Origin of the sequence: Achromobacter spanius, from assembly GCF_003994415.1 — a bacterium.
Taxonomy (GTDB): Bacteria; Pseudomonadota; Gammaproteobacteria; order Burkholderiales; family Burkholderiaceae_B; genus Achromobacter; species Achromobacter spanius_C.
The window spans coordinates 4,497,445-4,511,789 of the sequence record NZ_CP034689.1 but is presented as its reverse complement, the minus strand read 5'-3'; the positions used below and the strand labels follow the sequence as shown (position 1 = coordinate 4,511,789).

At 62.6% G+C, this 14,345-nt stretch carries 13 protein-coding genes, 4 tRNA genes and 1 pseudogene; 13 read left to right on the top strand and 5 right to left on the bottom strand.

Features of this window, described 5'->3' with window-relative positions:
- Nucleotides 1–28 precede the first annotated feature (28 nt).
- From ELS24_RS20510 to ELS24_RS20500, 4 genes and pseudogenes are all read left to right on the top strand, one after another.
- Nucleotides 29–814 carry an inositol monophosphatase family protein gene (locus tag ELS24_RS20510; protein WP_050448650.1) on the top strand — a complete coding sequence of 262 codons (786 nt, stop codon included), beginning with the start codon at nt 29–31 and terminating at the stop codon, nt 812–814.
- A 188-nt stretch (nt 815–1,002) separates the two neighbouring features.
- Nucleotides 1,003–1,553 (top strand): annotated as a pseudogene (locus ELS24_RS31750) (TerC family protein); the annotation flags it as partial.
- Between the two features lie 33 nt (nt 1,554–1,586).
- On the top strand, nt 1,587–2,588 hold the full coding sequence (locus ELS24_RS31745) for a transporter associated domain-containing protein (RefSeq protein ID WP_428839705.1): 1,002 nt from the start codon (nt 1,587–1,589) through the stop codon (nt 2,586–2,588).
- Between the two features lie 17 nt (nt 2,589–2,605).
- Nucleotides 2,606–3,469: an undecaprenyl-diphosphate phosphatase gene (locus tag ELS24_RS20500; RefSeq protein ID WP_050448652.1), complete on the top strand. Its 864-nt coding sequence runs from the start codon at nt 2,606–2,608 to the stop codon at nt 3,467–3,469.
- Nucleotides 3,470–3,874: 405 nt separating this feature from the next.
- Here the strand turns inward: ELS24_RS20500 and ELS24_RS20495 are convergent, their stop codons facing one another.
- The 3 genes from ELS24_RS20495 to ELS24_RS20485 form a co-directional block, all read right to left on the bottom strand.
- Nucleotides 3,875–4,642: a UDP-2,3-diacylglucosamine diphosphatase gene (locus tag ELS24_RS20495; protein WP_127185193.1), complete on the bottom strand. Its 768-nt coding sequence runs from the start codon at nt 4,640–4,642 to the stop codon at nt 3,875–3,877.
- On the bottom strand, nt 4,635–5,144 hold the full coding sequence (locus tag ELS24_RS20490; protein ID WP_006225507.1) for a peptidylprolyl isomerase: 510 nt from the start codon (nt 5,142–5,144) through the stop codon (nt 4,635–4,637). The genes ELS24_RS20495 and ELS24_RS20490 overlap by 8 nt, the downstream gene beginning before the upstream one ends.
- Before the next feature lie 134 nt (nt 5,145–5,278).
- Entirely contained in the window at nt 5,279–5,962 is a 684-nt protein-coding gene (locus ELS24_RS20485) for a tetratricopeptide repeat protein (RefSeq protein ID WP_050448654.1), read from the bottom strand.
- A gap of 223 nt (nt 5,963–6,185) precedes the next feature.
- Between ELS24_RS20485 and cysS the strand changes: the two genes are divergently transcribed.
- From cysS to ELS24_RS20455, 6 genes are all read left to right on the top strand, one after another.
- Complete coding sequence (cysS, locus tag ELS24_RS20480; RefSeq protein ID WP_050448655.1) at nt 6,186–7,640, top strand: cysteine--tRNA ligase; 1,455 nt, start codon at nt 6,186–6,188, stop codon at nt 7,638–7,640.
- A gap of 20 nt (nt 7,641–7,660) precedes the next feature.
- Nucleotides 7,661–8,305: a DNA-3-methyladenine glycosylase family protein gene (locus ELS24_RS20475; protein WP_127185192.1), complete on the top strand. Its 645-nt coding sequence runs from the start codon at nt 7,661–7,663 to the stop codon at nt 8,303–8,305.
- A gap of 36 nt (nt 8,306–8,341) precedes the next feature.
- The gene (locus ELS24_RS20470; RefSeq protein WP_050448656.1) at nt 8,342–9,307 is read left to right on the top strand and encodes an acetyl-CoA carboxylase carboxyltransferase subunit alpha; all 966 of its coding nucleotides are present in this window, start codon (nt 8,342–8,344) and stop codon (nt 9,305–9,307) included.
- Between the two features lie 163 nt (nt 9,308–9,470).
- Nucleotides 9,471–10,445, top strand: coding sequence for a tRNA lysidine(34) synthetase TilS (gene tilS, locus ELS24_RS20465; RefSeq protein WP_342672815.1), 975 nt, complete (start codon nt 9,471–9,473; stop codon nt 10,443–10,445).
- Nucleotides 10,446–10,601: 156 nt separating this feature from the next.
- The gene (locus tag ELS24_RS20460) at nt 10,602–11,867 is read left to right on the top strand and encodes an aspartate kinase (protein ID WP_050448658.1); all 1,266 of its coding nucleotides are present in this window, start codon (nt 10,602–10,604) and stop codon (nt 11,865–11,867) included.
- Between the two features lie 89 nt (nt 11,868–11,956).
- Nucleotides 11,957–12,049: transfer RNA gene (locus ELS24_RS20455), tRNA-Ser, on the top strand.
- A gap of 116 nt (nt 12,050–12,165) precedes the next feature.
- On the opposite strand, the gene mnmH is transcribed toward ELS24_RS20455, so the two are convergent.
- Nucleotides 12,166–13,215 (bottom strand): tRNA 2-selenouridine(34) synthase MnmH, encoded by a 1,050-nt coding sequence (gene mnmH / locus ELS24_RS20450; protein ID WP_127185190.1) that lies wholly within the window; start codon nt 13,213–13,215, stop codon nt 12,166–12,168.
- A 107-nt stretch (nt 13,216–13,322) separates the two neighbouring features.
- On the opposite strand from mnmH, the gene ELS24_RS20445 reads away from it, so the two are divergent.
- The 3 genes from ELS24_RS20445 to ELS24_RS20435 all read left to right on the top strand — a co-directional run bounded on the left by ELS24_RS20445 (nt 13,323) and on the right by ELS24_RS20435 (nt 13,876).
- Nucleotides 13,323–13,399 (top strand) — tRNA-Arg (locus ELS24_RS20445).
- Between the two features lie 160 nt (nt 13,400–13,559).
- Nucleotides 13,560–13,636: transfer RNA gene (locus ELS24_RS20440), tRNA-Arg, on the top strand.
- A 163-nt stretch (nt 13,637–13,799) separates the two neighbouring features.
- Nucleotides 13,800–13,876: transfer RNA gene (locus ELS24_RS20435), tRNA-Arg, on the top strand.
- A gap of 159 nt (nt 13,877–14,035) precedes the next feature.
- On the opposite strand, the gene ELS24_RS20430 is transcribed toward ELS24_RS20435, so the two are convergent.
- Entirely contained in the window at nt 14,036–14,287 is a 252-nt protein-coding gene (locus tag ELS24_RS20430) for a hypothetical protein (RefSeq protein WP_198158201.1), read from the bottom strand.
- Nucleotides 14,288–14,345 lie beyond the last annotated feature (58 nt).

Genomic DNA, 14,345 nt, shown 5'->3' with positions numbered 1-14,345 from the left:
CGAACCCACCGCATACGTACGGAATTTTATGCACCCGATGCTCAACATCGCCATCAAGGCGGCCCGGCGTGCCGGCACCATTATCAACCGTGCCAGCATGGATTTGGAACGACTCAGCGTGGCTCGCAAGGGGCCGCGCGATTATGTCACGGAAGTCGATCGCGCCGCCGAGGAGTCCATCGTCGAGACACTGCATGCCGCTTACCCGGACCATGCCGTGCTGGGCGAGGAATTCGGGCTGCAAGGTCCCGACCAGGCTGAATTCCAATGGATCATCGATCCCCTGGACGGCACCACGAACTTCATCCACGGCCTGCCCAACTACGCCGTGTCCATCGCGCTGACCCAGCGCGGCCAAGTGACGCAAGCGGTCATTTATGACCCCTCGCGCAACGAACTGTTCACGGCCAGCCGTGGCAGCGGCACCTTCCTGAACGACCGCCGCGTGCGCGTCTCGGGCCGCACCCGCTACCACGAAGCGCTGCTGGGCGCGCACTGGCCCAACGCTGGCGACCCCGAGCAAGGTTCGCAGCGTTTCCGCCATATGGCGGAAAACGTTACCGGCGTACGCCGCATGGGCTCCACCGTGCTGGACCTGGCCTACGTGGCCAGCGGCCGCCTGGATGGCTTCTGCGGTGTGGGCCTGAAGCCTTGGGACCTGGCAGCCGGCAGCTTGATGGTGCTGGAAGCCGGTGGCCTGATCGCCGACTTCGACGGTGAGCAAGGCTGGATGGACACCGGCAATGTGCTGGCCGCCACGCCCAAGATCTTCACGCAGATGCTTAGCTCGCTGAACCCGCCGTCGGCGGCCTGATCCCGGTGTAAAACCGGCTTCAAAAAGACTGGCCTTCGGGCCGGTTTTTTTTTGGCACGACGTCTGCGTGCAAGCCCTGCGCATGGCGCAAAGCCAATGGCCATCAGGCAAACGGAGGGGGGCGCGTCACCGGCATGTCATGAATTTTCCATGTACGATTACCGGTCGTGTAACTTCTGGAGCTCCTGATGGAGTGGCTGCTGGACCCCGCCGCGTGGGTCGGCTTGCTTACCCTGGTCGTCCTTGAGATCGTCCTGGGCATTGATAACCTGATATTCATCGCCATCCTGGCGGACAAGCTTCCCCCGAGCAACGCGACCGCGCTCGCGTCCTGGGGTTGAGCCTTGCGCTGATCATGCGCCTGGGTTTGCTGTCCGTCATGTCGTGGCTGGTCACCTTGACCACGCCCTTGTTTTCGGTGGGTCCCTTGTCCCCGTCGGGTCGCGATCTGATCCTGATGGTGGGCGGCCTGTTCCTGCTGTTCAAGGGCACGATGGAACTGCATGAGCGCCTGGAAGGCGGGCATCAAAGTGGCTCGTCCGGGCCGCGCGTGTACGCCAGCTTCTGGGTGATCGTGACGCAGATCGTGGTGCTGGACGCGGTGTTCTCGCTGGACTCCGTCATCACGGCCGTGGGCATGGTGGACCATCTGGCCATCATGATGATCGCCGTCGTCATCGCCATCGGCATCATGCTGATCGCCTCCAAGCCGCTGACGCGCTTCGTCAACGCGCATCCCACCGTGGTGGTGCTGTGCCTGGGCTTCTTGCTGATGATCGGTTTCTCGCTGCTGGCCGAAGCGTTTGGCTTCAAGGTGCCCAAGGGCTATCTGTATGCCGCCATCGGCTTTTCGGTGGCCATTGAAGCGTTGAACCAGGTGGCGCGCCGCAACCTGCTCAAGCTGGATGCCCGCCGTCCGATGCGTGAGCGCACAGCGTCTGCCGTGCTGCGCATGCTGGGCAAGCGCCCGCCCGCCAGCGACGAGGCCGACCTGCCCAATATGGATGGCCCGGCCATGCCGGCCTTCGGTGTTGAGGAACGCAATATGGTCAGCGGGGTGTTGACCCTGGCCGAACGGTCCATCCGGTCCATCATGACGCCGCGCACGGATGTGTCCTGGATCAATATCGATGACGACCCGGAACTGATCCGCCGCCAATTGACCGAGGCGCCCCATAGCTTCTTCCCCGTGTGCCGGGGGTCGCTGGACGAGGTGCTGGGCATCGCGCGCGCCAAGGACCTGGTCGCGGACCTGATCACCGAAGGCCGCGTGCGCCGCAATCGCCTGCGCGACCCCATCATCGTGCATGAGTCCATCGGCATCCTGCGCTTGATGGATACGCTGAAGCGGTCGCGCGGCCAATTGGTGCTGGTGGCCGACGAGTTCGGCGCCATCGAAGGGCTGGTCACGCCGATTGACGTGTTCGAGGCCATCGCTGGCGAATTCCCCGACGAAGACGAACTGCCCGACATCGTGGCCGACGGCGACAACACCTGGAAGATCGATGGCGCAGCCGACCTGCACCATGTTGAACAGGTGCTGGAAACCGAGGGCCTGGTGGACGACGCGCAGGAGTTTTCGACCCTGGCGGGCTACCTGCTGTCGCGCTTCGGCCACCTGCCCAAGCCGGGCGATGTTTGCGAGTATGAAATCCACCATCAGCATTTCCGCTTCGAGGTGCTGGAAATGGACGGCCGCCGCATCGCGCTGGTGCGCGTTGAAAAGCGTCCGCAGGAAATGCTGTCGGACGAAGCCCCGCTGGCTAACGATTAACCGGACCCTTATCCAACGTGACTGATAACGCGCTCTACCTGATCAAGGCATTCATCCTTGGCATTCTTGAAGGCCTGACCGAGTTCATCCCCGTGTCCAGCACCGGCCACCTTATCCTGGTGGGCGACTGGATCAATTTCCAGTCCAGCGATGGCAAGGTATTCGAGGTGGTGATCCAGTTGGGATCGATCCTGGCGGTGATGTGGGTGTTCCGCGCACGGCTGCTCCAACTGATTCGCGGCACGCTCACGGGCGTGGCGAGTGAGGTCGCGTTCACCCGCAACCTGATCATCGCCTTTCTGCCGGCGGCGGTCATCGGCGCGATTTTCATCAAGACCATCAAGTCGGTGTTCTATCACCCGGGCGTGGTGGTGGTGACGTTGGTGGTGGGTGGCTTGATCATGCTGTATGTCGAACGCAAGACCCATCACACACCGGGCGATGCGCCGGGCGCGGCGGACGATACGGCATCGGATGAGCGGGCGTCAGCGCACACGCTGGAGCAGATCACCTGGAAACAGGCGCTGGGCGTGGGGGTGGCGCAGTGCTTTGCGATGATCCCGGGCACGTCGCGGTCGGGTGCGACGATCATCGGCGGGATGATTGCAGGGATTCAGCGCAAGACGGCGACGGAGTTCTCGTTCTTCCTGGCCATGCCCACGATGTTGGGGGCGGCGGTTTTTGATATGTACAAGAACTTCGGCGTGTTGACCCAGCATGATCTGTCGGGCATCGCCGTGGGCTTCATCGCGGCATTCCTGAGCGCGATGGTGGTGGTGCGCGCAGTGCTGCGGTTTGTGGCGAACCATACGTATAGAGTGTTCGCGTGGTACCGCATTGTGTTCGGCGGGATTGTGGCGGCGTGGATATTTACGCGCTGAGGTGGTGTTGGCGCGGTAAGTAAACGTGCCTTTGCCGGGCTGCACCTGTTCTACGGTGGGGGCTGGTTGATGGGTTTGCGCGGTGGGGGCTGGGGTTCTTGTCCATGGCTTGCCGCGCGGCACCCATCCTACGGAGGGACGTTGCTTGATGGGTTTGCGCGGTGGGGGCTGGGGTTTTTATCCATGCCTTGCCGCGCTGCACCCATCCTACGGCTGCTGCGGGATGGGGGGGTTATCCGTGCCTTGCCGCGCCATACCCATCGTAGGATGGGTGTGGCGCGAGACGCTGCAGGCTAGGGCGAAGGCGGTACAACGCGCGAACCCATCAATCGGCATTCGCTACGGAAATCGTACGCTGCCTGATGGGTTTGCGCGGTGGGCATGCCTTGCCGCGCTACACCCATCCTACGTTTCCAGGTCGTAGAACTGTAAGCCGTCGCGGTCGATGGTGAGCCAGCCGCCTCGGGGGGGCGACACGTGGTCGCAGTCCCAGTCGGGCAGGACCCAGCGTTCGCATTTCTTGCCGTCGATGTCCAGCACGTGGCGCGCCGGGCGGTGCGTGTGCCCGTGTACCAGTACGCGCACGCCGGTGTCGCGGAAGATTGCGTCGATGGCCGCGCCATTGACGTCCATGATTTCCATGGACTTCGTCTGGTTGGCCGCCTGGCTTTCGCCACGGGCCTGCTGCGCCATCGCCAGCCGTTCGGGAATGTTCTTGGCCAGAAACTCGGCCTGCCATTGCGGATTGCGGACCATCTTGCGGAACTGCTGATACGCGGCGTCGTCCGTACAGAACTCGTCGCCGTGCGTCAGCAGCACCTGGCCAAAATCCGTTTCCAGCAGCGCCGGTTCGGGCAACAGCTTGGCACCCACGGCATTGGCCAGTTCTTCCCCAATGAGGAAGTCGCGGTTGCCGCGGCCCAGCCATACCGGAATGCGCGTGGCCGTCTCGCGCAGCGCCGTCAGCACCGTGGCAAGCCACGGTGGCGCGGCGCGGATCACGTCATCGCCGATCCAGGCGTCAAAGATGTCGCCCGGCAGCAGCAAGGCAGCGGCGTCTTCTTGCGCGGCTTCCAGAAATGCCAGGAATGCCTCGGACGTGGCCGGCGTGGCCGGCCCCAGGTGCAGGTCGGACGCCAGCCAGATCGGGCCGGGCAGGGCAATCTTATTCAAGAATTTCGGCCTTCTCGATGATCACGTCTTCGTTGGGCACGTTCTGGTGGAAGCCCTTGTTGCCGGTCTTCACGCCCTTGATCTTTTCGACCACGTCGGTGCCTTCGGTGATGGTGCCGAACACGGCATAGCCCCAGCCGTTCGGCGTGGGCGACGTGAAGTTCAGGAAGTCGTTGTTGGACACGTTGATGAAGAACTGTGCCGTGGCCGAATGCGGGTCGCTGGTGCGAGCCATTGCCAGGGTGTACTTGTCGTTCTTCAAGCCGTTGTTGGCTTCGTTTTCGATGGGGGCATGCGTCTGCTTTTGCTTCATGCCGGGTTCAAAGCCGCCACCCTGGATCATGAAACCGTCGATCACGCGGTGGAACACCGTGCCGTTGTAGAAGCCTTCCTTGACGTAGGTCAGGAAATTCTCGACGGTCTTGGGGGCCTTGGCGGCATCCAGGGTGATGACCATATCGCCTTGGTTCGTGACGAGCTTGACGCGCGGATTGGTGCTCATGGCTTTTGTGCCTTCAGTAGTAGTGGTGGTGGAGGAGGCCGCTGGGGCGGCGCTGACAAGCGCTGGGGCAAATGCGGCCAGCGCGAACGAGCACGCCGTCAGGCGCAGCAGGTGAAAGGGGGAGTATCGGGACATCATTTGCCTTGTTTATCCTTCAGCATGGTTTCGACTTCACGGACCTTTTCCTGCATGCCCGGCACGCCATCGCTGGCGGCCTTCTTGTAAGTGCGCAAGGCCTGTAGAAGTTGCAGATCACCCAGATTGGCTCGGGCGGCGGCATAGCCGGGGTCAGCGCGCAGCGCCATTTTCAAGGCGTCTTGCGCTCTTTCAAGTTCTCCCCGACTGGCATATAGAGCGGCCAGATTATTCCAAGGTTCCGGAAGCTCCGGGAAACGCGTGGTCATTTCGGTATAGATGTCGATGGCTTCGCCCGGACGGTTCAGGGCAGCCAAGGCGCGCGCGTGCTGGAACATCAGTTGCACATCGGTGCCGCGCTGGTCCTTGATTTCAGCCTGACGCTTTTCAATCATCGCCAGCGCTTCTTCGTTGTCGCCGCGGTTCAGCAGCGTTTCGATGCGGGTGGTGATCTGCGATGCAGAAGGCTGCAGCCGCGTATCGACACCGGGTTTCGCCGCTTCCAGCAATTTGGCCAGGCCGTCCCAGCCGCCTTCGGGCGGGATGGGGTCCAGCGTGGTGCGCGTGGCGTTGGGGTTGGCCCCGCTGCCGCCAGCCATCGACTGGGCAAGGGCGATTCCGGCCGGCGCGCCGGCGAGGGCCAGGGCGAGCAGGGCGACAAAAAAACGCGGCTTGATCGTCACGTGGGTATCCGTTAAAAGTCGTGGCCGGGCAGCACTTAGGCGTGCGACCGGGCCGCTTGCTATACTTGACGACCGCCATTTTAGCCCCGGTTGAGATTTTGGTTCGGCACGGGTCCGAGCTTGAGCCATATAGGGCCGGCACGCTGCGCGGGTATCGTCCCGCCCAAGCCACTTTTTCCGATTCCGCCGCGGAAATCAATCAATCAGACACGACACAAGCGCCATGCTGCAGATCTACAACACGTTATCGCGTACCAAAGAACCGTTCAAACCGGCCCAGGCTGGTCAGGTGCGCATGTACGTGTGTGGCATGACCGTGTACGACTTCTGCCATCTGGGCCATGCCCGCATGCTGGTCTCGTTCGACGTGGTGCAGCGTTGGCTGCGCGCCAGCGGCCTGGCTGTCGACTACGTGCGCAACATCACGGACATCGACGACAAGATCATCCGCCGCGCCGTTGAAACCGGCCGCCGCATCGGCGACGTCACCGAGTTCTACATTGCCGCTATGCATGCCGACGAGCAGGCGCTGGGCGTTGAACGGCCCGACCGCGAGCCGCGCGCCACGCAGTACGTGGGCGAGATGCTCGACATCATCGGCAAGCTGGAACAGAACGGCCTGGCCTACCAGGCTGATGACGGTGACGTGAACTACGCCGTGCGGGGGTTCCCCGGCTACGGCAAGCTGTCCGGCAAGACGCTGGACGACCTGCGCGCTGGCGAGCGCGTGGCGGTGGGCTCGGCCAAGCGCGACCCGCTGGACTTCGTGCTGTGGAAGTCGGCCAAGGCCGAAGAACCCGACGACACCAAGTGGGAATCGCCCTACGGCATGGGCCGCCCGGGCTGGCACATCGAATGCTCGGCCATGAGCAAATCTTTGTTGGGCTTGCCGCTGGATATCCACGGCGGTGGTCCCGACCTGAAATTCCCGCACCACGAAAACGAAATCGCGCAGACCGAAGGCGCGTTCGGCGGCACGCTGGCCAACGTCTGGATGCATTGCGGCCCGCTCATGGTCGATTCGGACAAGATGTCCAAGTCGCTGGGCAATTTCCGCACCATCCGCCAGACCATCGCCCAGGGCGACCCGGCCACCGACGCCGCCACTTACAGCGTGAACCCGCGCGAAGCCGAAATGGTGCGCTTCTTCATCGTGCGCAATCACTACCGCAGCTCGCAGAACTACACGCCCGACAACCTGATCGACGCGCAAAACGCACTGGACCGCCTGTACCAGGCCTTGCAGAACGTGCCCGCCGACGACCAGGGCATTGACTGGAACGAGCCGCAAGCCCAGGCCTTCAAGGCCGCCATGGACGACGACTTCAACAGCTCGGGCGCCGTCGCGGCGCTGTTCGAACTGGCTTCCGAAGCCAACCGTGGCAAAAGCGCCCGCAGCGCTGGCCAGTTGAAGGCGCTGGCATCGCTGCTGGGCCTGTTGCAGCAAGACCCGGCTGCGTATTTCCAATCGCCCACCCGCTATTCGGCGGCCGCTATCGAGCAAGGCCAGCGCGCCACGCTGGACGCCACGGCCATCCAGGCCCTGATCGACGCCCGCGCCGCCGCCAAGGCCGCTCGCGACTTTGCCGAAGCGGATCGTATCCGCGCCGAATTGCGCGAGGCCGGCATCGAACTTGATGACAAGCCCGGTGGCTTGACGCAATGGCGACGGGCGTGAGCCCAGTGGATACGCCCGATATGTCCACCCCTGATCTCGACATTCCCAAGCCTGACTATTGGGAAGCCGCCGTTGCCCATCTGATGCGGCGCGATCGCATCTTGAAAAAGGTCATCCCCCAGCACCCCGAGGTCTGGCTGACCTCGCGCGGCACGCCGTTCGTGACCTTGGCGCGCGCCATCATCGGCCAGCAGGTCTCGGTCAAGGCGGCAGACGGCGTCTGGACCAAATTCATCGAAGCCGTGGGCAAGCGCCCTACGCCCGTCGCCGTGCTGCGCGTGGGCGTGGACGGCTTGCGCCGCGCCGGGCTGTCCCAGCGCAAGGCCGAATACGTGCTGGACCTGGCCGTGCACTTTGGCGAACGCCGCGTTCACCCTGAGAAATGGGCGGCGATGGACGACGAAGCCGTTATTTCCGAACTGGTCGCCATCCGGGGCATTGGGCGCTGGACGGCGGAGATGTTTTTGATTTTCAATCTACAGCGGCCTGACGTTCTGCCGCTGGATGATCCAGGGTTGCTCAAGGCAATCTCGCTACACTATTTCAGTGGCGAGCCTGTCTCGCGCTTCGAGGCTCGCGAAGTCTCGCTGGCGTGGCAACCCTGGCGTACCGTGGCAACCTGGTACCTATGGCGCAGTCTGGAACCGACACCGGTTCAATACTGATGCACACCAGGCAGCCCATCTACGGAACCACACTACATGCGCAATACATTTCTGGAATTTGAACAGCCGCTGGCCGAACTTGAAAACAAGATCGAACAGCTGCGCTATGTGCAGGCCGATTCGGCGGTAGACATCTCCGACGAAATCGGACGTCTGCAGCAAAAGAGCCAGACCTTGGCCAAGGAAATCTACGCCAAGCTCACGCCTTGGCAGACGGCCCTTGTCGCCCGCCATCCCCAGCGCCCCTACACGCTGGATTACGTGCGCGAAATGTTCACCGACTTCCACGAACTGCACGGCGACCGCATGTACGCCGACGACCAATCCATCATTGGTGGGCTGGCGCGGTTCAACGGCACGCCCTGCATGGTCATCGGCCATCAAAAAGGCCGCGACACCAAGGAACGTGCCGCCCGCAATTTCGGCATGCCGCGTCCCGAAGGCTATCGCAAGGCCCTGCGCCTGATGCGCCTGGCCGAGAAATTCGGCGTTCCCGTGTTCACCTTCGTGGACACCCCGGGCGCCTACCCCGGCATCGGCGCTGAAGAGCGCGGCCAGTCCGAAGCCATTGGCCACAATCTGTACGCCATGGCCGAACTCAAAGTCCCCATCATCTGCACGATCATCGGCGAAGGCGGCTCCGGCGGCGCGCTGGCGATTGCCGTGGGCAACGCCGTGTTGATGCTGCAATACGCCACCTATGCCGTGATTTCCCCCGAAGGCTGCGCGTCCATCTTGTGGCGCAGCGCCGACAAGGCGCCGGACGCCGCCGAAGCGCTTGCCATCATTGCGCCGCGCTTGAAGGATCTGGGCCTGGTTGACCGCGTGGTCAACGAACCGGTGGGCGGCGCCCATCGCGACCCCCGCGTCATGGCCCGCCTGTTGCGCCGCGCGCTGGGCGACGCCCTGCGCCAGTTGCAAGGCATGACGCCCGAGCAACTGGTGGAACAGCGCGTGCAACGCCTGCTGTCCTACGGCGCCTATCAGGAAGTGCGCGCATAACGCAGGCAAAGGCGCTGGCCGCTGGGCCGGCGTCACGGCCGCGCCGCCCGCGCCTCGCATCATGAATACGCAACCCACGCCCGACACGCTCCTTGCGGCCGAGTCGGGCGTGTTGCATTGCGCGGCCGCCGTGCTGCCCTTGACGCCCGCGCTGCTGACGGCGTTGCGACTGGCCTTGCGCGCCTTGCCAGCGCAACCGGCACGCATCGGCGTGGCGCTTAGCGGCGGCGCCGACTCGGCCATGCTGGCCGTGCACGCGGCGGCGGTGGCGCGCGAACTGGGCATTGGTCTGGTGCTCTTGCATGTGCATCATGGCTTGCAGGATGCCGCTGATGAATGGGGGCGGCAGGCCCATGCCTTGGGCGCCGTGCTGGGGTTACCCGTCCAGGAAGCCCGCGTGCAGGTGGAGCAGGGCGCAGGCAAAGGTATCGAGGCCGCCGCGCGCGACGCCCGCTATGCGGCGCTGGCGCAGCTTGCGCGGGCGCAGGGCATCACCCACGTGCTGCTGGCGCATCACCGCAATGATCAGGCCGAAACGGTATTGCTGCGTCTGTTGCGCGGCACGGGGGTGACGGGTATGGCGGCCATGTCCGAGGCATCCGTTCGTGATGGCATCACCTATTTGCGCCCATGGTTGGGGCAGGACCGCGCCACGATCTTGCAGGCCGCGGCTGCCGTCGAAGGCGCTTGTGGCTGGCGTCCGGTAGAAGACCCCACCAATGCCGACCCGCGCTATACACGCGCCGCCGTGCGCGAATTGCTGGCGCCGGTGCTGGACAGCCGCTGGCCCGGCTGGCGCGCCATCGTGGCGCGGCACGCCGCCCACATGGCCGAAGCCGCCCAGATCCTGGACGAGGTGGCGCGCGAGGACTTCGCGCGGCTGGAACCGAGTGAAGACGGCGCCAGTTTTTCATTGAAGGCCTGGCGCGAATTGTCGCCGGCGCGCCAGGCGCAGGTGCTGCGCTTCTGGCTGCAACAAAACGGCGCGCGCATGCCCACGGATGCACGCCTGCGCGACCTGCTGCGCCAATTGCGCGAGCTGCACAGCCTGGGCCACGACAGGCAGTTGCGGGTGGAGCAGGCCGGCCATGTCGTGCGCTGCCATCGGGGGCGGGTCTGGGTCGAACCGCGCGGATAGCGGCGAAAGTCGATCACGGTCTGACAAGAAATCCGAGCAAAAATAACCGCCCAATGAACGAAAATCCCGACAAATTGAGCAAATTTTTACCGCCGCGCTAGAATATATGGTTTTGCCCGTCACCACTTTGCGGCGGGTTTCCAGCCAGAGTACGAGATGTCCCTGATCGTTCACAAATATGGCGGTACTTCGATGGGCTCGGTCGAGCGCATCCGAAACGTGGCGCGTCGCGTCGCGAAGTGGCATGCCGCCGGCCACCAAGTTGTTGTTGTGCCGTCGGCAATGGCGGGCGAAACCAATCGCCTGCTGGGTCTGGCGCGCGAAATTTCGCCCCAGCCCGACGGCCGCGAACTCGATATGATCGCCGCCACCGGCGAGCAGGCCAGCAGCGGTTTGCTGGCCATTGCGTTGCAGGCCGAAGGCGTGCCCGCGCGCAGCTATGCCGGTTGGCAAGTGCCCGTGCGCACCGATTCGTCGTTCACCAAAGCCCGTATCAGCTCCATCGACGACGCGCGCGTGCGCGCTGATCTCGACGCGGGCCGGGTGGTGATCGTGACCGGCTTCCAGGGCATAGACCCCGAAGGCCACATCACGACGCTGGGCCGTGGTGGTTCGGACACCTCGGCCGTGGCCGTGGCAGCCGCCATCAAGGCCGACGAATGCCTGATCTACACCGACGTGGACGGCGTCTACACGACCGATCCGCGCGTGGTGCCCGAAGCGCGCCGCATGGCCGTCGTTTCCTTCGAGGAAATGCTGGAAATGGCGTCGCTGGGTTCCAAGGTGCTGCAGATCCGCTCGGTGGAATTCGCCGGCAAATACCGTGTACCGGTCCGGGTGCTGTCCTCGCTGACCGACCCGCTCATTCCGCTCGACGAAGAAATGGTCTCGGGCACGCTGATTACTTTTGAGGAAGACGAAAAAATGGAAGCCGCCGTAGTCTCCGGCATCGCCTTCAGCCGCGACGAAGCCAAAATCACCTTGCTGGCGGTGCCCGACAAACCGGGTATCGCTTTCTCCATCCTGGGGCCGGTCGCCGCCGCCAACATCGACGTCGACATGATCGTGCAGAACCAGTCCGTGGCTGGCACTACCGACTTCTCGTTCACCGTGAATCGCAACGAATTCGCGCGTGCCGTCGAACTGCTCAAGCGCGAAGTCATCCCCGCCGTGGGCGCGCGTGAACTGTCCACCGACGAGAAGGTCGCCAAGGTCTCGATCGTGGGCATCGGCATGCGTTCGCACGTGGGCGTGGCCAGCCTGATGTTCCAGACGCTTTCGCAAGAAGGCATCAACATCCAGATGATCAGCACCAGCGAAATCAAGACCTCGGTCATCATCGACGACAAGTACATGGAATTGGGCGTGCGCGCGCTGCACAAGGCGTTCGGCCTGGACCAGGCGCCGGGCGCCAAGGAATAAAGGCAGCGAGTCCGGCACGTTTTTTTGAATGATGACCCCGTTTGCGGGCAACGGCCAAAAATTTCGTGCTAGAATCTCGTTCTCTTTTCGGAGACGTGCCCGAGAGGCTGAAGGGGCTCCCCTGCTAAGGGAGTATGTGGCTAAAAACTGCATCGTGGGTTCGAATCCCACCGTCTCCGCCAGATAAGCTTCGGCGCTGGCTTAAGTACAGCGTTGAAGATAAAAACCCCGCAATCGCGTAAGTGATTGCGGGGTTTTTTCATGTCGTTCTTATCTGCATCGCCTACTTCTGCATCGCCTACTTCTGCATCGCCGCCAACAGCGCGCGCGCCTGTTCCACCACATCCGCATCGTTCGGCCTGAACCTCATCTGCGTGGCTTGCGGCAACTGCGTGTAGTGCGCGTGGCCGCTGCGGGCATACGCGGGGTCGTAGTGGCGCTTGATCAGGTCGCTTGCCAGATCCAGGCGGCGGCCTTCGTCCACCATCTGTAGCCAGCCGTTGATGACGTCGCGGCTGTGCAGGCCAAGCAGGCGTTGCAACTGTTCCTTGAGCCAATCGGCGTTGTCGAATAGTTGCGCGTAGTCTTGCTGCAGAAACGCCGCGCGGTCTTCGGGGGTGCAGACCACTTCGATGCACGCTCCCTGATGCATGGCTTGCAGCAGGGCAGGCGGTAAAGCCACGGCGCCGATCTTGCGGCTTTCCGCTTCAACGAACACGGGTCGCGTGGTGTCCAGGGCACGCAGCCGCGCCGCGAGCAGGGTGTCGAAACGTTTTTGCGACGGTTGCGCAATGCCAGGCACGGCGCCCAGCAGCGAGCCGCGATGTGATGCCAGGTGCTCAAGGTCCAGCGTCTGCGCGCCGGCCGATTCAAGTGCGTGCAGCAGGCGCGTCTTGCCGCTGCCCGTGGGGCCGACGAGCACCACGCAGCGCAGCGTGGTGGGCAGGGTGTCCAGGGCAAGCAGCGTGGCCCCTCGGTAGCGTTTGTAGCCGCCGTTCAATTGCCTGGCGCGCCACCCGATCATGTTGAACATCACCGTCATCGAACCCGAACGCTTGCCGCCGCGCCAGCAATACACCAGCGGCCGCCAGCCTTGTGGCCGGTCGACGAAGGTGGTTTCCAGGTGCCGCGCAATATTGCGCGCGACGATGGCGGCGCCAATGCGTGAGGCTTCGAAAGGTGAGACCTGGGTGTACAACGTGCCGATTTGCACGCGCTCTTCGTCGTTCAGTACCGGTGCGTTGAGGGCGCCGGGGATGTGGTCGATGGCGTACTCCAGCGGCGAGCGCACGTCGATGATTTCGTCGAAGTCGTTTAGCTGTTCCAGATCAGCGAGCAGGTGTTTCACGTTCAAGGCCGTTGTGTTGAGCGGCCATTAGAGTAGTGCTTTTCTGACCGCACCCAAACTTGCACGCCGTAAAAAATCACGCTATTATTCAAGGCTTGCTTGAACACGCGCCCGTAGCTCAGCTGGATAGAGTACCTGGCTACGAACCAGGGGGTCGTAGGTTCGAATCCTGCCGGGCGCACCAAGTTTTGTAGTGGTTTGATTGTGCTGATGTTGAGCCGAATGAATCGCTAAAAAACTTGAGCAGATCAAGCAAGGTAAGTGTCAAAAAGCAGTACGAAAAAAAGTACTGAAAGCAGTAAATTGGTGAAATTGTTCTGATATAATTTCGCCTCTTTGTCGGAGCGCCCGTAGCTCAGCTGGATAGAGTACCTGGCTACGAACCAGGGGGTCGTAGGTTCGAATCCTGCCGGGCGCACCAGATTTCAGGTCACACTGAAGTCACCGTCAAAGAAAATGGAAAGGCCTTTGATCATTGATCGAAGGCCTTTTTGTTTTGTGTGGCGTGGCGTCATGCGCATCGATATTTTTACCTCGATTTGCACGACCCTATTTTTTCATGTTATAAACACGCCTCTTTCGGGGCGCCCGTAGCTCAGCTGGATAGAGTACCTGGCTACGAACCAGGGGGTCGTAGGTTCGAATCCTGCCGGGCGCACCACCTTATTTTTGAACACGCGATAGTCGATAACACGTTTGTCGCGATGCCGCCGAAGCGCAACAGCGAACTGCTGAAAGCGCACGGCAAAAGAAAATCCAAAGCGGCTTGATGGTCATTCATCAAGCCGCTTTTGTTTTGGTGTCTGGCATCCGAATCGGATCAGACGCCCCGTCTTCGGTCCACCGCGGTCAACGAGATGCCGTTCTTCATCATCTGGTAGGCCTGGCCGCCCAGCCAAGTGACTTTTTCGCCAGAGCTGGTCCGGCAGATGCAATGCGTCTTGGGGTCGAAACGGGAAGTGCCCAACGCGGAATAAGCATCCAGGTCCGCAACGAAGCGTTCGATGCGATACAAGGTGCCGTCGGGCGATGTGACAAGCACATCGGTCAATCTTCTTGCGGTGCCGAGCATACTCAGTACCTCCACGGGCCGGCAGTGTTGCGGCGCAAAAGTGGTGTGGACGTTTCAG